The 17,981-nt window shown below is 31.5% G+C and carries 17 protein-coding genes; 11 read left to right on the forward strand and 6 right to left on the reverse strand.

The window, feature by feature from the left end:
- Positions 1–82: 82 nt before the first annotated feature.
- Entirely contained in the window at positions 83–2,518 is a 2,436-nt protein-coding gene (locus PQF96_RS19410) for an outer membrane beta-barrel family protein (protein ID WP_271767880.1), read from the reverse strand.
- Between the two features lie 353 nt (positions 2,519–2,871).
- Here PQF96_RS19410 and PQF96_RS19415 point away from each other — a divergent pair, with 353 nt between their 5' ends.
- The 8 genes from PQF96_RS19415 (at position 2,872) to PQF96_RS19450 (ending at position 11,006) form a co-directional block, all read left to right on the forward strand.
- Positions 2,872–3,969: a serine hydrolase domain-containing protein gene (locus PQF96_RS19415; protein WP_271767881.1), complete on the forward strand. Its 1,098-nt coding sequence runs from the start codon at positions 2,872–2,874 to the stop codon at positions 3,967–3,969.
- Between the two features lie 54 nt (positions 3,970–4,023).
- The gene (locus PQF96_RS19420; RefSeq protein ID WP_271767882.1) at positions 4,024–5,028 is read left to right on the forward strand and encodes a sensor histidine kinase; all 1,005 of its coding nucleotides are present in this window, start codon (positions 4,024–4,026) and stop codon (positions 5,026–5,028) included.
- A gap of 15 nt (positions 5,029–5,043) precedes the next feature.
- The gene (locus PQF96_RS19425; protein WP_271767883.1) at positions 5,044–5,796 is read left to right on the forward strand and encodes a LytR/AlgR family response regulator transcription factor; all 753 of its coding nucleotides are present in this window, start codon (positions 5,044–5,046) and stop codon (positions 5,794–5,796) included.
- A gap of 365 nt (positions 5,797–6,161) precedes the next feature.
- Positions 6,162–6,971 carry an SDR family NAD(P)-dependent oxidoreductase gene (locus tag PQF96_RS19430; RefSeq protein ID WP_271767884.1) on the forward strand — a complete coding sequence of 270 codons (810 nt, stop codon included), beginning with the start codon at positions 6,162–6,164 and terminating at the stop codon, positions 6,969–6,971.
- A gap of 9 nt (positions 6,972–6,980) precedes the next feature.
- On the forward strand, positions 6,981–7,832 hold the full coding sequence (locus tag PQF96_RS19435) for an AraC family transcriptional regulator (protein WP_271767885.1): 852 nt from the start codon (positions 6,981–6,983) through the stop codon (positions 7,830–7,832).
- A gap of 134 nt (positions 7,833–7,966) precedes the next feature.
- Complete coding sequence (locus PQF96_RS19440) at positions 7,967–8,818, forward strand: enoyl-CoA hydratase/isomerase family protein (RefSeq protein WP_271767886.1); 852 nt, start codon at positions 7,967–7,969, stop codon at positions 8,816–8,818.
- Positions 8,819–9,008: 190 nt separating this feature from the next.
- The gene (locus tag PQF96_RS19445; protein WP_271767887.1) at positions 9,009–9,851 is read left to right on the forward strand and encodes a 2OG-Fe(II) oxygenase; all 843 of its coding nucleotides are present in this window, start codon (positions 9,009–9,011) and stop codon (positions 9,849–9,851) included.
- Positions 9,852–10,163: 312 nt separating this feature from the next.
- Positions 10,164–11,006 (forward strand): DUF4437 domain-containing protein, encoded by an 843-nt coding sequence (locus tag PQF96_RS19450; RefSeq protein ID WP_271767888.1) that lies wholly within the window; start codon positions 10,164–10,166, stop codon positions 11,004–11,006.
- A 417-nt stretch (positions 11,007–11,423) separates the two neighbouring features.
- Here the strand turns inward: PQF96_RS19450 and PQF96_RS19455 are convergent, their stop codons facing one another.
- The 5 genes from PQF96_RS19455 to PQF96_RS19475 form a co-directional block, all read right to left on the reverse strand.
- On the reverse strand, positions 11,424–11,984 hold the full coding sequence (locus PQF96_RS19455) for a porin family protein (RefSeq protein WP_271767889.1): 561 nt from the start codon (positions 11,982–11,984) through the stop codon (positions 11,424–11,426).
- 115 nt (positions 11,985–12,099) lie between these two features.
- A complete protein-coding gene (locus PQF96_RS19460; protein WP_408629613.1) occupies positions 12,100–12,573 on the reverse strand; it encodes a hypothetical protein in 474 nt (157 codons plus the stop codon).
- A gap of 81 nt (positions 12,574–12,654) precedes the next feature.
- Positions 12,655–13,707, reverse strand: a complete 1,053-nt coding sequence (locus PQF96_RS19465; RefSeq protein WP_271767891.1) for an alpha/beta fold hydrolase — start codon at positions 13,705–13,707, stop codon at positions 12,655–12,657.
- Positions 13,704–14,318: a hypothetical protein gene (locus PQF96_RS19470; protein ID WP_271767892.1), complete on the reverse strand. Its 615-nt coding sequence runs from the start codon at positions 14,316–14,318 to the stop codon at positions 13,704–13,706. Before PQF96_RS19470 ends, PQF96_RS19465 begins: the two co-directional genes overlap by 4 nt.
- Before the next feature lie 30 nt (positions 14,319–14,348).
- Positions 14,349–15,254, reverse strand: a complete 906-nt coding sequence (locus PQF96_RS19475; RefSeq protein ID WP_271767894.1) for a hypothetical protein — start codon at positions 15,252–15,254, stop codon at positions 14,349–14,351.
- A gap of 140 nt (positions 15,255–15,394) precedes the next feature.
- Between PQF96_RS19475 and PQF96_RS19480 the strand changes: the two genes are divergently transcribed.
- From PQF96_RS19480 to PQF96_RS19490, 3 genes are all read left to right on the forward strand, one after another.
- A complete protein-coding gene (locus PQF96_RS19480; protein WP_271767895.1) occupies positions 15,395–16,432 on the forward strand; it encodes a sensor histidine kinase in 1,038 nt (345 codons plus the stop codon).
- A gap of 11 nt (positions 16,433–16,443) precedes the next feature.
- Positions 16,444–17,118 carry a LytR/AlgR family response regulator transcription factor gene (locus PQF96_RS19485; RefSeq protein ID WP_271767896.1) on the forward strand — a complete coding sequence of 225 codons (675 nt, stop codon included), beginning with the start codon at positions 16,444–16,446 and terminating at the stop codon, positions 17,116–17,118.
- A 403-nt stretch (positions 17,119–17,521) separates the two neighbouring features.
- A complete protein-coding gene (locus PQF96_RS19490) occupies positions 17,522–17,857 on the forward strand; it encodes a hypothetical protein (RefSeq protein ID WP_271767897.1) in 336 nt (111 codons plus the stop codon).
- Positions 17,858–17,981 lie beyond the last annotated feature (124 nt).

The raw sequence follows: 17,981 nt of genomic DNA on the forward strand, positions 1-17,981 counted from the left end.
CAGAGTGATAGCAGATAACCAGATGCGTTTATGGAATAATTTTAATTATTATGTTAAGGTTAAAAGTGTGAGCTCTAAAAAATCACAATCTAGATTTTTCACTATCCGCACCCGATTTGCTCTTAGTTTCTTTTACTTTTGTGTTTCCAAAGGGATAGGTGTAACTAATTCTAAAAATGCGTGAGAAACCAGATTCTGGACTGTAAGTTCCATCAAAAACATCCCCGAAGGCCTCTCTGGTAAGTGTCCCAATTTTAAAATTAATATCCAAGCTCTCAAAAATATCTGTTACTGCAAATTGTAAACTACTTCCATTTTTAAATTCTTTTTTTAAACCAGCATTCAGAATCCCAAACCCCTCGTTTCTAGTACTCCCATTAAAATGCCTTGATGTATACCAGCCAGATACTTCTAATGAAAAGTTTGCTGGCAATCGTATGTTTTGGCTTCCATTAAAGTTAAAATGTACATAGTCATGGGTTAAGCTCTCATCGGTATGTAATAGTTTAAAATATCTAACACCCACAGTGCCATTAAAATTCATATTCCACCAATGCGTAATACGAACGGGAATATTAGTTTGTACATCAATATTACGTTGGTATTCCATATTTACCGGAGCTATTACTGCAACATTGCTTTGAGCATTCCGGGTAATCTGAAAACGTGCAATTGGATTGTTTTCATTAGATGCTAATAAAGAGATACTAAAAGATTTATTGTTATAAGTAAGGCTAATATTATCAGTTATTGCGGGCAACAGTTGCGGATTTCCACTAAACACTGAAGTTGGACCGTTATAGACTAAAAAGGATGCCAAATCAGAATAGTTGGGTCGTGTAATACGCTTATTGTAGGCAAAATTGAGGGCTGTAGTATCTGAAAAAGAATAGGTAAGAAAAAATGAAGGGAATAATTTTCCAAAACTACGGTCTAGAGTACTATCATCAAAAGCTTGGTCCCAATACTCATAACGTAAACCAAGCTGCGCTTTCAATTTTTTGGTAATGCTATAATCGCTCAGCACATACCCAGCACCTATTATTTCTTGATTCTCAATCGTACTAATAAATCTATCGTCAGTCACAAAATCTTCTCCTTGCAGAATTTCAATACGAGCATCATTAACAGTTTCAGATAATGACCCTTTTATACCACTCTCCATGGATATGTTTTCGTTTACAGTATGTTTATAATCTAGTTTGAGAACCCCTACATTGATATCTGTTTCATTAAAGCCACGGTTGCCATTATTATAAATTTCATTTTCAGGCTGAAAAGGATCCCCATTTTCATCAAAATAGTTGCTGTTTACTTGATTGGGGGTTTGGCTATTGTAATTAATGTAATCCCCTGTTATCGTAAAACTATTTTGCTCACCGGTTTTTTCAAAATAAGCAGAAGTGGTTAAATTCTTTAGATTTCCATCTCCGTTTAGGTGTATTTGAGCCTCTAGAAAAGGGTTGGAAGTAAAATCATATAATCCCAAATTTCGGGTCATAACTAATGGTTTAGATTGATTGAACAATGCACTAGCACCAAGTGAGGAAACCTTAGAGAGTTGATATTCATACCCCAGGTTGAAGTTATGATTTCGATTTATCTGTTGTGTTCTACTGGTAAAATTAATATCTGTACTTCCTCCCAAAACGGGTATCTCGGTAATTCCTACCCCCTTAAATCCGCTATAGCTATCATCATAAGAAAAAGTATAGCTACCAAATACTGTAGAACGTTCACCTCCATAATTGAGAGAAAGTCCGGTAGTCTGCTTGGGGCCTTCGCCGTAACCAACACTTAGATTAAGATTACCTCGAATACCCAAGGTTTCATTTTTGCTCATTACGATATTGATAATGCCTGCATTGCCATCCACATCATATCGTGCTGATGGATTGGTCAATAGCTCTATTCTTTCAATAGTATCTGCGCTCATACCGTTAAGCATAGCAATTAAATCTGCTGTTGGAACCCGTTGTGCTTTTCCATTTATCATCACCAGAGTACCACTTTTACCATTTAAGGAAAACGTATTGTTATATTGATCCAAAATAACACCTGGTGAACGTTCTATTAATTGCAAAGCGGTACTGCCTTGAGTCATTACACTCGCCTGCACATTAATAATACTACCTTCTTGAGTGCGTTGAATCAATTTTTGATGTCCCTTTATTAAGACATCACCTAATTCCGTCAGGTCTTCAACTAATAGAATAGGAGGAAAGTCTTTTTGATAGGGAAGAGAAGTAATAATAAATAATTCAGATACCCAGGTCTTATAGGATAGTAGACTGATTTGGAGTGTAAATTCTCCTTCCTCTGGAACATCGAGTTTAAATTTACCATTTTCATCACTGATACACCCTGTAAGTAATTGTTCTTCATTCGTAGAATGTAAGGTTACATTTGCAAATTCGATGCTATTACCTTTCTCATCTATAATTGTTCCTGTTATTTGCGATGATGCTTTAAATGCAAATCCGAATACTAATAAAATACCAATACGTTGTAAGCTCATTTTATTGATTTTAGATGCAAGTAGTGGTAATCTTATGAACAATAAAAAAGAGATTGACAAGTGGTCGTATTATAATTACAAAAGGCAAGTTTTTAAGTATTGAGTGTATATTACATATAGATTAGATTATAAATAGAGATAAAATCAATCTGAGCGGCCATACTGTGCATTTCGAAGTATTGTCAAAGGAATAGAAGAGTGGGCTAATGTGTGTGGAGTCGTTTTATCTAAATTACTTCTAAACCAAATTTTATCCTAACTAAACGGTATATTCTCCCAACTTAGTTTTTTATCCTTTCATTATTTTTTTAATACAACCATATTGCAAGCCTAACATCAAAAAACGAACAGTTATGCTATTTATTCGAAAATTATTACTAATTATTTTATTGGCTATTATTTATCTATTACATAGTCAAGGATACGGACAAGAAAAGAACACTAAGAACACCATAAAAAACTTAATTGGTAAGGAAGTTTCTATCGATTCAGTTGAAGCATTTATAAACTTACAAATGAAAACACTTGATGTGCCAGGAATATCTTTGGCTATTATTAATGATGGAAAAGTTGCCTACCACTTAACAAAAGGGTATGCTGATGTAGCTAAAAAGAAAAATGTTTCAAATAGAACCATATTTGAAGGAGCTTCTCTTTCTAAACCATTATTTGCATATTTTATTATGGGTTTTGTTGAGGAAGTACAGCTAGACTTAGACAAGCCTCTTTATAAATATTTGCCTTATGATGATATTGCCTACGATGAACGTTACAAAAAAATAACAGCTAGAATGGTGCTTAGTCATACTACTGGATTCCCAAACTGGAGGTCAGACTATGAAGATAATAAGTTGTTTATATCATTTGAACCAGGAACAGCCTTTCAATATTCAGGTGAAGGATATCAATATTTGGCTAAAGTTTTAGCACATATTTTAAAAACAGACGATGCTGGTTTAGAAAAAATATACCAAGAACGAGTTGCCTCTAAGTTAAACCTGAAATACACAAAATTTATTCAAGACTCTTATAATATGAAGAATAAAGCAGAGGGATACAAAGATGGAATCGTTGTTGGTGAAGATGATGACCCAAAAATATTTGGTTCGGCATTTTCCATACATTCAGAAGCTTTAGATTTTTCTAAATGGTTAATTGCTTTAATTAATAAAGAAGGCTTATCCAAAGAAAGTTATGACGAGCTTTTTAAAACTCAATTTACTTTGCCCGATGGACATCTACAAAAACAAGGAGGAGTTACAGACTGGACACTTGGGTTTGCAAAAGCTACTTTACCCTTTGGGTCAGCTTATGGACATGGTGGTAACAATGCTGGTTATACTAGTATTTTTGTTATTGAACCCGAATCAAAATGGGGATATGTCATGTTTACAAACGCAAACCAATCACAACTTCCAATGGTATTTCTTCAATATTTGATGACCCCATAGCTAATTTATAGTTAACAATAAGTATTATCTTGTTCTGATCTAAAAAAAATAAAAATGAACAATATAAGGTTCACTAAATCTGATTATAAATTTATTGTAATATATTTTATAGGAGCTACAGTTTGGTTATTATATCGGTGGAATGTTGAAAATTATTCGTTTTTTGAAATCTGGACAGGATGGATAGGAATGATTGTTAAAAATCTAGCACTAATTTTTGTTTTTAAATGGTTAATCAATGAATTTTTAATAATAAAAAAAAGCTATATTATTTTTATTTTACTTGGTTTTTTTTTAATAGAAGTAATTGGTTTTATAGATATGTTAAGGGATTATTATACCTCGACTCCGCGTTGGAAAATGCCGTCTTTCGACATTATGCTTATTCAAAATTTTAGAAGATCTGCAGATGGTTTTTTCCTAATGAGTTTTGTATTTGGTAAAAATTATTACGATAATAAGATTGATAATATCGAATTAAAGAATACTCAAAAAGAACTAGAATTAAAGTTATTAAGATCTCAATTCAATCCACACTTTTTATATAATAGTTTAAATACTATTGATGCACTTGTTGATTATTCACCTAAAGAAAAAGTAAAAGAATATATTTCAAACCTTGCTTCCTTATATCGTTATTTAATCAAAACGCATGAAGAAGATATTGTTACTTTAGAAGATGAAATTCTATTAATTAAAAATTATATTTATCTCATAGAGACAAGGTTTGAAAATGACTATCGGTTTAATATAATAGAAGAAAGTATTGTTAAAGATAGATACTTACCAAGTGGAGTTTTATTAACTGCATTAGAAAATGTTGTTAAACATAATCAACCACAAATCAATGCTCCTATTATAACTACAATTTTAATAGAAAACAAAACAGTAAAAATCACCAATACTATTGCTAAATCAAGAGAAGTTAATGAATCTTTTGGTACAGGGTTAAAAAGTTTAAAGAAACGTTATGAATTACTTTCAGATAAAATGATTGATATTAAGCAGTCTGAAAAAGTTTTTATTCTAAAACTACCTTTATTAACAATTGTGGATTAAAAGCATTAAAAACTCATGAACATTTTAATTATAGAGGACGAAATCCCAGCATTTAAAAAACTACTTACTTGTGTTACTGAATCTTTACAATCGGATTTTGAATACACGCATACTCGCTCTATTGAAGAATCCATAAAATCTCTTGAAAAAACGAACTATGATTTAATTTTATCTGATATTAAAATAATTGGAGGGATGTCATTCGATATTTTTGATTCGGTTAAAACCTCAGTACCAATAATTTTTTGTACCGCTTTTGATGAACATTTGTTAAAAGCGTTCCAAACCAATGGAATTGCTTATGTTTTAAAACCTTATACTCAAAAAAATATCTATGAAGCAATAAAAAAATATCAAAATTTATTTCATGAAAAATTCAATGAAAAAGACTTTTTTAAGCAATTTAAAGGTCTTATTGAGCAAAAACATACTTTTAAGAAACGATTTGCTATAAAAAAGGCTGAAGGTATAAAACTAGTAAAGACAGAAAATGTTTGTTATATAGAAGCTTGTGGAGATTTTTGTAAACTGAAAGATAGTAATGGAGGTTTACATAGTATTTCAAAGTCCATAGGTGTATTATCTGGCGAATTAAATCCAGAACATTTTTTTAGAATCAATCGAAGCTATATAATCAACATAAGCTTTATAGAAAAAATATTACCTTATAGTAAAAATAGATTGTCTATAAGAATAAGTGGTTTATCTGATTCTTTAATCACAAGTACAGCATCTACTAAAGATTTCAGAAAATGGATAGATAAATGATAATATTTAAACTACCCAGAAGTTTTGTTTTTTGGGTACTTTGACAAAATATTGAATTTATACACGAGGACTATTTTACATAGTATTACATTATTAGGTACTTGCGGGTTATGTATTTCCCTGAGCCTTTCGAAGTGTTGTCGAAAGGATAGGAGAGAAGTGCAATGTGTATGGAATGGAATTATACAATAGAACGTAAACATCAACTTTAATTAAGCATTAAGATGTTATAGTTAATTAAATCCTTGTTTTTTACTAAAATTGCATTAATTTTTACTCATTGGAGTATTTGTCCTCTAGCTAAATTTGTGCTTTGAGGATGAACCTAAAATTTAAGTATCTAAAATTAGAAATAGATATATACTATGAGTAAAACCATATTAATTACAGGAAGTACAGATGGAATTGGAAAGCTTGCAGCCATTAAACTAGCCAAAGATGGTCATGAAGTTTATGTTCATGGGAGAAATGCGGAAAAATTAAAGAAAGTTATTTCAGAAATAAAAGAGGCTTCAAACAATGAAAATGTAGATGGTTTTGTTGCTGATTTTTCTGATTTAGAGGCTGTTTCTATAATGGCAGAGAACTTAAAAAACAGAGTTTCTAAAATAGACGTACTAATTAATAACGCAGGTATATTTAAGACATCTGTAACTACTGGATTCAAAGGATATGACATTAGATTAGTTGTAAATTATTTAGCGCCATATATATTAACTAATGCTTTGTTACCTTTATTGCAGAAAGGAAATAAAACGCGCGTCGTAAATTTAAGTTCAGCCGCTCAAACGCATGTCACTGATGCTGCATTGGCAGGAATGAAAATTAGTAATGCAGGTGAAGCATACGGGCAAAGTAAATTAGCACTTACTATGTGGAGTTTTAATTTTGCAAAACAACACGATGCTATTTCAGTTATAGCTGTAAACCCAGGTTCTTTATTAAATACTCGAATGGCTAATGAAGCTTATGGGCAACATTGGTCTCCAGCGACAAAAGGCGCAGATATATTATATGATTTGGCTGTTTCTGAAGAGTACATAGATATTACGGGTAAATATTTTGATAACGACAAAGGCAATCCAAAAGGAAATTTTGCTAAAGCACATCCTGATGCATATGATGCGGAGTTAATTTCGAAATTAATAAGAAAAACAGAAGATATAATCAATTAGAAATAAATAATGCCCAGAACCATATTCGAAAATATTGTGATTCAAAAGTTTGAAGAAATGACTACGCTGGCATTTTGCCAGTATACGCCTATTCGATTTTTTGAAATATTATTTGTTGAAAAAGGTTCGGGCGCACTAATTATAAATAATCATAGAGTTGCATATAATGACAATCAAATTTTTATTTTAATACCTAATGATCAGTACAATTTTGAAATTGAAACATCCACAACGGTTTGTGCTGTCAAATTTCTTAACAGTTTTTTTGATGATATGTTATCAGGTGAAAATCAGGTTCAACGAAAACAATGGTTTAAAAAAATTGAAACTATACTGCACGGAGCAAATAGAACCTCTCATTTAGACTTTAAATCGAAAACTGATGAAAGTAGTATTCTTTCATTATTCACCGTACTATGCAACGAGTATAATGATGAAAATTTGAAAAGTGAAACTATCTTAAAATCTGTATTACACTCCATACTTCACATCATATCTAGAAACGTAAGCTTTATTTCAACAGATATCATAGATTCCAAAATTCAGAGCATTATAAATTACATTCATTATCATGTTCATGATTCTGAAAAACTCTCAAAGAAAGAGTTGGCAAATCAATTCCATATTTCAGAAAATTACATTAGTCAATACTTTAAAAATAAAATGGGAATTGGCTTAAAAAAGTATATACTTAATTACAAGTTAACGTTGGCAGAAACACGTCTCAAATACACCAATTCAACTGTTTCAGAAATTGCTCACGAATTAGGATTTACAGATAGTAGTCATTTAGATAAAACATTCACAGTATACAAAGGAATGACTGCGAGAGCATATCAAGCAAACCTTAAAGGCTCGTAATAATATCCACTCCTCGTTTTTTACTAAAACCTCTTTTTTTCTTACCAAAACTAACCAAAGATCCTAGGGTAAATTTGCATTATAATAGTAATACAATTGCTTCAATTAACAATTAATTTTCAAAAATAAACACAATGGATTACAAAAATTTCCAAACATTCACGGCAGAACAAAAAGGCGGAATTCTAACAGTAGATATCAACTTTGGACCTGTAAATGTACAAGGACAAGAAATGTTAGCAGACTTAAGTAGTCTTTGCCTACGATTAGAAAGAGACAGAAGCGTAAAAGTGGTTGTTTTTCAATCATCTAATCCTGGTTACTGGGTATGTCACTATGATACTAACTTATTAAGAGATATGTCTGAAGAAGCTGTGCCAAGAAACGAAGTTAAGTTACTTGACTTACAATCTGTATTAGAAAGATTAAGTAATGTACCACAAGCAACTATTGCTAAAATTGAAGGTTTTGCACGTGGTGGCGGACACGAAATGGCTCTAGCATTAGATATGCGTTTTGCAGCTAGAGGGAAGGCTAAATTTATGCAAATGGAAGTAGGTATGGGCATTTTACCTTGTGGTGGTGGAGCATCTCGTATGGCAAGACAAGCAGGACTTGGTAAAGCTTTAGAAATTATTTTAGGAGCTAGAGATTGGGATGCTGATGAAGCAGAAAAATTTGGCACAATTAATAAAGCGTTAGATGCAGATGAAATTGGAGCATATGTTGATGCATTAGCAGAGCGTATTTCAAAATTTCCAGCAGAATCTATCAAGGCTTGTAAACGTGCAGTTTACGCATCTATTGATTTACCAATTGCAGATGCTTTAAAAGAAGAAGCATATCAATTATTTCAGGCAACAAGTAAAACACCAGCTATTAAACGTTTTACGATTGCAGATGAAAATGGAGCACAATTTGACCATAATAATCAAAAGAATTGGGAAAGTATGTTAATTGATTTACAAGAAATTCAAAGAGATTAAGAATTGATTTTTATTAAATAATTACAATGGGTGCTCATAAAAATTGGGCATCCATTATAAAAAACTTTAAGATTAAAAAATGAAAAAAAATAAAGCACTCGCACAAGCTCGTGCGCTCACTCTGCCATCTCGTGAAGCATCACTAAAACGTGAAGCATCTGTCTCGCATTTTTGGAACAGTAACCAAAAATTGCTTGAAGATGCATGGGCAGAATGGGAAATCGAAAACAAAGATATTTTACTGATTCCAGATGAAACGTTACTTGATCCACGTTTACGACAAGCTATTAACGATGCATGGGAAAACCCAGAAAAAGAAAATGCTGTTGCAGATTTATGGGAAGAAATTATTCCAGATGTTTATAGCGTACAATTTTTTGATCTTGAACGTTTAGTAGAATTCCGTAATTATTTAGAAGCTGTAGCGAACTCACAAATTCCTAAACGCGCTCCGTATGGTATTCAGTTAAATCGTTATGGGATTATGCTTGACCCAAGATCTGAAGGACATCTGGCTGCACCTAATTTTCAAGCATTTTATAACGACATAATGAACCGCTATATGCGTCCGATTGCTCGATTATTACTAGGTACTTATGGATATGATAATCAAACATTTGGTTTTTCAATTCAGTACAATCCCGATAAGGATAAGGATTTACAACCGCACACAGACGCTTCAGCTGCAACTTTGAATATCAATATTAATTTACCTGATGAAGAATTTATAGGTTCACAAGTTGATTTCTATGACAAAGCTACAGGACAAACTGTACAGACTATTTTTGAACCAGGTAAAGCAATAATCCACAGAGGTAATGTCCCACATGTTACACATCCAATTACCAGTGGACAGCGAAGTAACTTGGTGGTGTGGTTATATGGAGATCGTATGAAAATCCCACGAGGTAGTACAAATAGCTATGGTAGTTCTGCTGATTCAATATCGAAATTTGATGTACCAGAAAATATAACAGCTCGCCAGCGTTGGAGTGTGCCAGATGGCCCCAAAGATAGTTTTGCGCCATTCTAAAAAGTCAATTATCTTATCCGTGAGAATCGCGTATTTGAAATTTTAATAACATTGTTAAACTGGCACAATATGGATATTCTTTACCTTTAAATTTATACATAAATAACTTTATTAGAAAGCGCAAAAGTACAATACTATATTTAACAACATAACTATACTTTTTATAGCAAAAAAATAACTTGTTAACTAGTTGATAATAAAAATTTTGTTGAATTATTTCCTACTATCCTTTTTGACCGTTATTGTGAGAACTAAATGCTATATATACTTTTATCACTATAAAAAATATAGTACAATAAATCTAATAAAATAATGAAAACATTAATCACGTCAATATTAATTGTTTTATTTAATCTAAGCTTAATAGCACAAACACCAACAACAGACGATAGAACTTCTAAAAATGAAGTTGTTACAGTCGAAAACATAGAATGGGGTTGGTTAAATCCGTTACGTGGTGATAAAAGTCCGGCTGCAGGAAAACTTTGGGGAGATCGTACTAAAAATGAACCCGCAGGATTTTTAGTAAAATTTAAAAAAGGATTTTCGTCACCACCACATATTCACAACATTACGTATCGTGGTGTGGTAATACAAGGATTGTTACACAACGATGATGAAAACGCCGAAAAACAATGGTTACCAGCAGGTTCTTACTGGCAACAGCCGGCAGGTGAAGCACATATTACTGCAGCAGATGGTGAGGAGAATATGGCTTTTTTAGATATTCAAGAAGGTCCTTATTTGGTGAAGCCAACTTCTGAAGCTTTTGATAATGGTGAAAGACCAGTTAATGTGGATGAAACCAATTTGGTTTGGTTAACTGCTAATGATATAGAATGGGTAGCAGAAAAGAGTAATATAGAAACTGCTTTTTTATGGGGAGTTCACAATGAAAAGCAATTACGTGCAACACTTTTAAGATTACCAGCTGGTTTTAATGGAAGCATCAAAAATTTAAGTCCAAATTTTAGAGCAGTAGTTATTTCTGGTCGACTAACACATCAGTTTACTACAAAAGACACAAAAAAAGTGCTAGAACCTGGTTCTTATTTTGGAGTTAAAGAAAACGCGACATCAAAAATTTCAACAGATAAAAAAACTGTAATTTATATAAGAAGTAATGGTGATTTTAAAGTTAAGGCTTCTGAATAGAGAATCAATTTTGATCAAAAAAACAACTGTAATGAGTAAACTATAACTGCAAATTTTAATCAGAGAATCGAGTATTTCAAATTTTAATAACCCAAGTATTAGACATTAAAAAGAATTACAACAGTTTCTGGAATATTTTATATAGTATAGAATGATAGCTATCAAATGGACAACCCTCTACTAAAAGACAAAACAATACATTTGTACTATAATGTACTTGCATTATGTATTACCATGAGCTGTCACACTAAGCCTGTCGAAGGGATAGGAGAGTAGGGGAATTTGTGTCTGGTTAGCATTACGTTTTTCTCGATACTATTTTTATAACTAAAACTTACTAATACTAATGAGATAATTAGAAGTAATAAGATTATGTTTTTTTTTCATGATTATGATTTTGACATAAAAGTTTAGGTGTTAAAAGAAATATCCAACGGATAGTTGAAATACTCCATTTCTATTTTTGTCAGAAAAACCATCTACATCATTAATGTTAGATAATCCTAGATTATATCTTGCACTAAAATAGATACCGTTATCAAGAGTATAGCCCAAACCAAAATTCACTCCAAAATCCATTGTTTTATAAAGGTCTTTATCACTTTCTGCACCTCCTTTTGTAGAAAGTAAAAAACCAACTTGGGGTCCAGCTTCTAGACTCAACCTTTCTGTGACATAGTACTTTGCCATTAATGGAATGTTCAAATAGTTTAGTGCAATTCTGCCTTCAGAATCAATATTGGTATTAAATCCTTGTCCGGAATATAATAATTCGGGTTGTAAAGAGAATTTGTTTGAAACCTTAATTTCGGCTAAGGCTCCAAAATGAAAATCTGTGTTAGGATCAATATTTTTTGCGTTGTCTCCAGTGATAAAAGCAAGGTTTAAACCTGCTTTAACTCCAAATTTAATTTCTTGAGCGTTAACATTGGATAATCCTAAAACTGTAATAATAGTTATGAATACTAATTTTTTCATAATTTATGTTTTTTAATTAATTGATGCGAATATAGATTACAAAACAAAACGAAAAGTTAATTTTGTGATTGTAGAAGTACAGAAACAGAGGAATTACACGAATTAGGACTTTTTTTTAATTCAATTTTCTTTTAAAAATATAGCGTGTAATAAAAATACCATTTCCATCTTTTTCTCCTGCATCACTTTCTACAGCACTTGTTACGAATATCAAATCCCAACCTTGAGAAATCATTGCAGTTAATTTTGAGGAAATTACGGCATCATTCGCTGCTATATTTTGAAATCGTATACCAGCTAGATTATAAAAGTTTAATAATTTTGTTTCTTCAAAACCCTTTACTCTAATATCTTTTCTTTTAGACTTATTTCTAGTATTATCATCTTTTGTTCGCCAAGAAGTAAATTCTTTATAGTCTCTTTTATCAACTGATGAAATTAATCGTGATCTACCTAATCCATCTGGTATAATAGATTCTACGCTTGTAATTACTTTTACTTCAAATTCTTGTTTTACTGTGTCTTGCGAAAAAATTGTAGTTATAAACAATGTGAATACTACTACCATTGTTATTAATTTAAATTTCATCATTTTATTTTTTATGTTATTATTTAAAAAGGTAACATTGCTTATGATGTGGCAACGTTAAATATATGTAGTCATAAAACATTATTTATGTTCATCCATAAAACGAAGAATTTCTGTAGTAAACAGGTCGGGTTCACTAAACAGCGGAGCGTGACCAGATCTATCAAATATGAGTAATTCTTTGGACGCTGAACCTATGTTTTCAAAAGCAGTTTGAGCAGAAGCTACAGGCACTATCATGTCGTATTTACCTGATATAAATAGGGATGGTATCGTTATTTCTGGAAGTCGACTCGTGAAATCAAGGGTTTGAAATAGACCTTGATCATCTATTGTACCTCCTATTTGAAGAGTATTCCAATTTCTAGTCCAAAAGTTATATCTAAAGAATGTACCTACACCTTCTGATCCGTTATCATCAAAATCTATAAAACCATCTTCATGTAATGCTTTCTCCGCTTTGAAAGCCTTCATATTAAGTTTTTGATTATCATCGAAATTAATTACCGGATCTACTTGAGATACAAGTTCTAAAACAGACTTCCAGAAATCAACACTATTACCTAATGCTATTTGGGTGTTTGCGGTAGTCGTAAATGTTTCTATATATTGATCATATAATCTAGCTGGACTATATGCTCCATCTAAACCTATCCATCCTTTAAAGTCACTTTGATCTTTTAGTAGGGTAGCTGTTCCTAGTGTTCCACCCCAGCTGTGTCCTATTAAAAAGAAACGTGAATCACTACCAAATTTACGTTTCATCACTTTTATCAGTGCTAATACGTCTTCTGCCATAAGATCTATGCTTACATCTTTTTCAGAGTAATGCCCTTGTGAATTACCCGATCCTCGTTGATCAAAATATACAACGCCATACTGATTTTCTATTTGGTTAAACGCCTCCCCAGAAAAACTTAATCCTATATCACCTGGACCACCGTGTAATGTGATTAAGAAAACCTTTTCACTGGCGTTTCCTTTTATGTATGCAGGCATATCTGCATTTTTATGACGAACAAAGATGGTTTCATTCAAATTATTAAGATTATCATCTTTAGAGCAAGCAGTTACTAAACATATTGTAATTACTGTGAATACTATTTTTAAGAATGATGTATTTAATTGTCTCATTGTTTTTTGTTTTTAAAATTAAACCGAAAACCATATTGTAAGAAAAGCGTAGGGAACGTACCAGCATTGTAGTTAAAGCGTGGACTAAAAGTGATATTAAAATAACTGGCAGAACGTATTTTCCCTTTGCGCTGTCTGCCTATTCCAACAGAAAGGGTAGGATTATAATACCCACGTCCAGGCAGAAACACTTTCTCTACATTATCTCCTTTAACTTCATAGGTCTCTGGTAAGAATGAGCGATAATACCCCAATGGGTTTAACGCTACGTGTAGCTGCCATCTTTTTGGACTTGTTCTTCGCCATATAAGTCCATAATAAGTATGTAAACCATTATCTGTTTTATTAGCGAAGTTGGTCGAATACCCTATGCTTCCGTTAAACAAAAATTGATGGGTAATTATTTTTTGTCCTTTCTTTTTTTCTTTACTATTTTTCCTTTCTTTCCAGAGATATTCAGCACCCAAATTAATACCGTTATCCCATAATAGATTACCATAATAGCCGACTTTAAATTCGGTTCTATTTAAAAAAGAAGAATCGTTAGTCTGGCTTTGAGCTTGAAAATTTATGGCATAGATTAATAGCAAAGCAATACTATATTTTTTCATGTTTTTGAATTATCGTGTTACTATTTACTGTTATAATTCAATTCCGAAGGCTTCTTTAAAACCTTGCACTATGAAATTTTCAAGAGTGGTAGTATGATCTCCAGGACCAACGATTACGTTGGTGTTTTTTGACTCTAAAAACTGTACCTCACTAGGCGTAAGACTGCCGACAGCTTGATCTATTTCCCCATAAATGTAGGTTACGTTCGACAAGTCCGAAATGGTATTAAAAAGTTGTGTATACCTGTTCATTGAGAATCCGGCACTTATTCTATTAAGATTTCTATCTTTTATGTCCAGAGCTGGGTCTGTTTCTACTATGGGAGTAACACCGTTTTCAAAAAATCCATTTCTTCCTTCGGCAGCCCCTTGCCAAATAACATCGTTCATATCTAATCTACCTGTAACAATAAGATACTTATCAGCGCTATCTATTCCTTTTTTTGCAATGAGGTCTTGTGTTATAAACGAACCAAATGATAATCCTAAAACATACACTGTTCTACCTTGATCTTTAAAATAGGTAGTCACTTTAGAAAGCATCTCTATAGTTTCTGTATTAAAAGAACTAGCTTGGGTTAATGTGATATCATTTCCAGCTACTATATCAGGATTTAATGTTTGTGCTTGATGTACAGTTACAGTTAAAATATCCTTTGGATTAAGAAATCCAGAAAACTGGTCTACTACATCTGTAGCAAATTCTGTACTAGGGCCACCAGGGATAGTTATCAGCACCGTAGGGGCTTTTTCGTCTCCTTTGAAATAAATTAAATCTTTAATGTCTTGCGATAGTTCGGTAATAACTTTAGGAGGTGTCCCATCATCATCATTAGAACATGAGCATATAAGGATTGAGAATATTACAACTAGAACTGTAGTAGTTATAGAATGTAAGCGATTGAATTTTGTCATTTTTAAGGGCGTTTTTTTCATTATTTATAGTTTTCGAGCAAAGAAATGGGTAAAAACGCTTTAAAATATTAGTAATTTGATGACCGTTGAATAATTATTGACGAACGTAATAATTGCTGTATTACAAATAAATAATATGTTTCTTTGCACAAAATATACCAATGAGCAACATCAAATCAATAAAGAAAATAGCACTACATCTGCTGTTCTGGATATTAAATTATTTGTTGTTTGCTTTTGTTGTCCATTCAGATTGGAATGGGTTTAATAATGTTTCTGAGGATCATAATAGTTTAGCCTATGCCTATACCTATGGGATTTTTACCAATTTCTTTTTGTTTTATATACAAGTGTTTTGGTTGGTGCCAAAAATGTATATGCTTAAAAGAAAAGCAACATACTATGTACTTTCTTTTTCTATATGCCTGGTAGTTTCGCTAATTGAAACCTATTTTGATTACATGCTGTATGATATATTTGAAATCTATGATACAGATGAGTTTATGGATAACTTTAGCCTTACTGTTTTTGTTAACCTATTCTATAGTGTTGCTGGTTTTTATTACATCTTTAGACAAGCGCACAAAACATCTGAAAAAGAAAAACAACTACTAATACAAGAATCGTTTAAGGCAGAATTAAAATATCTAAAAGCACAGTTAAATCCTCACTTTTTGTTTAATGGAATTAATAATGTTTATCACTTAATAGGTAAAAACGATACCTTGGCTAAAGATACCTTGCTTCAGTTTTCAGAACTACTACGCTATCAATTGTATGAAAGCGGTACTCAAATTATCTTAGAGAAGGAATTAGACTTTGTATTGCAGTATATTAAGATGGAAAAAACCCGTAAAGGTTCAGATATTCAGCTTACTTACAATATAGAATTTGAGAATGCTACAAAAAAAATAGTGCCATTATTATTAATTCCGATTATAGAAAATGCGTTTAAGCATTGTAGTAATCACACCAATAATAATGATAATAGAATTGATATAAAGATTAAAGAAGTAGGAGGTAAGCTCTCGCTACATTGTACAAATACTTTTGATAACGTAACTGGTAAATATGATGTTGGGGGCATCGGTTTAATAAATGTAAAAAGACGCTTATCGTTAGTCTATCCAGATAAACATGAATTAACCATAAGCAAGAAAAACTCAAGATTTATGGCTGACTTGATCATAGATTTATAGAACATAAGAGAATGAAACAGCTAAATTGTTTAATCATCGATGATGAACCTATCGCAAGAGAAGGCATTAAAGAGTATTGTAATGAGATTTCATTTTTAAATGTTGTTGCGCTATGTAAAAATGTATTGCAAGCAAATCATTATCTTGAAAGCAATGAAATTGATATCATCTTTTTAGATATCAATATGCCAATATTATCAGGTATTGATTGGTTAAAAGGCTTAAAAAAATCTCCTTCAATTATTATGACCACTGCATATAAAGAATATGCTTTGCAAAGCTTTACGTATAATGTTTTAGATTATTTAGTAAAGCCCATTTCTTTTAAACGGTTTTTACAAGCAGTTAATAAAGTCAATAGTTATTATGGTAGTTCTGATGAAAAAAACATACTTTTTTTAAAAAGTGAAAGACAGCTTAAAAAGATAAATATAAAGGATATTCTGTTTGCAGAAGCAATGCAAAATTATATCAAAGTCGTAACACCAAAAGAGACTATAATTACACATATATCTTTAAAGAGTTTTAAAGATCAATTACCCGAAGATAGTTTTATTCAAACACACAAATCATATATAGTATCAAAATATAAAGTAGATAAAATCGTAGAAAATCAAATCATTATTGGTGATTATGAAATTCCTATAAGTGTACGTTTAAGAAAAATGGTTTTAAGTCATTTTTAAATTCAATTCAAAATGTTTTTAAAACAATATTATATCTGCAATTATATAAAATGCAAGTATGTAACTACCAATTTAAAATCAAGATTTCTGCGTTATATTAAATAAGTTTAATAGGGTTGTTTAATAGGGTGTTTAAGAAGAAATCAAGGTTGTGAATTACAATATGAATTCAAGATGTATTTTATTATTAGTTGATATTCTATTTTAAAATGAAGATTATTATTCTAGTATATTTTTCGAAAACATACTTTTAAAGGCTAGGGCTTCCTTTTCTGTTTTTTGTCATATATCTACAATCATTAAAACACTATAACGTGTTATTTACTAGTTGATTATGTGATTTTTATTAATTAAATTGATTACTTTTCAAATTACTAGTTATTAATTCTAAGTTTATATGATTATGGCAACACAAAGAGCTTTTATACTAAAAGATTTAAGTGATTTAAATTTCAGAATCAAAAATGGAGATATTCAAATTTCTGATACATATTTTAAAAAGTTAGGCTTCAATAAAGGAACCTTAGGTAATAGATTATCAATGTTCGCTATGGGAAAAAGTGAACAATATCAGTTCGAAAAAAGCAGTAGCTCTAATGTCAAATGGATTCAATTCTCTTCAATTCCAATAAAGATTTTAAATAGATTCTCTATTCCTATTTTAGAAGATGTACTTAAGATAGAATTAAAAAAAGTTAAGTACTCTATCAAGAATTCGGAAGACCTCACCCATATATAATAGCTTGGTCTGGACCATATTTTGGGTATTTGCAAGTTTTTAGGTGCTTCAAAAAATATAAGTTACTGATAATTAATATGTTTTTGATGAAACCGAAATGGCTCATAACCCGACGAAGGCCAAA

Source organism: Aquimarina algiphila, assembly GCF_947494415.1.
Taxonomy (GTDB): domain Bacteria; phylum Bacteroidota; class Bacteroidia; order Flavobacteriales; family Flavobacteriaceae; genus Aquimarina; species Aquimarina algiphila.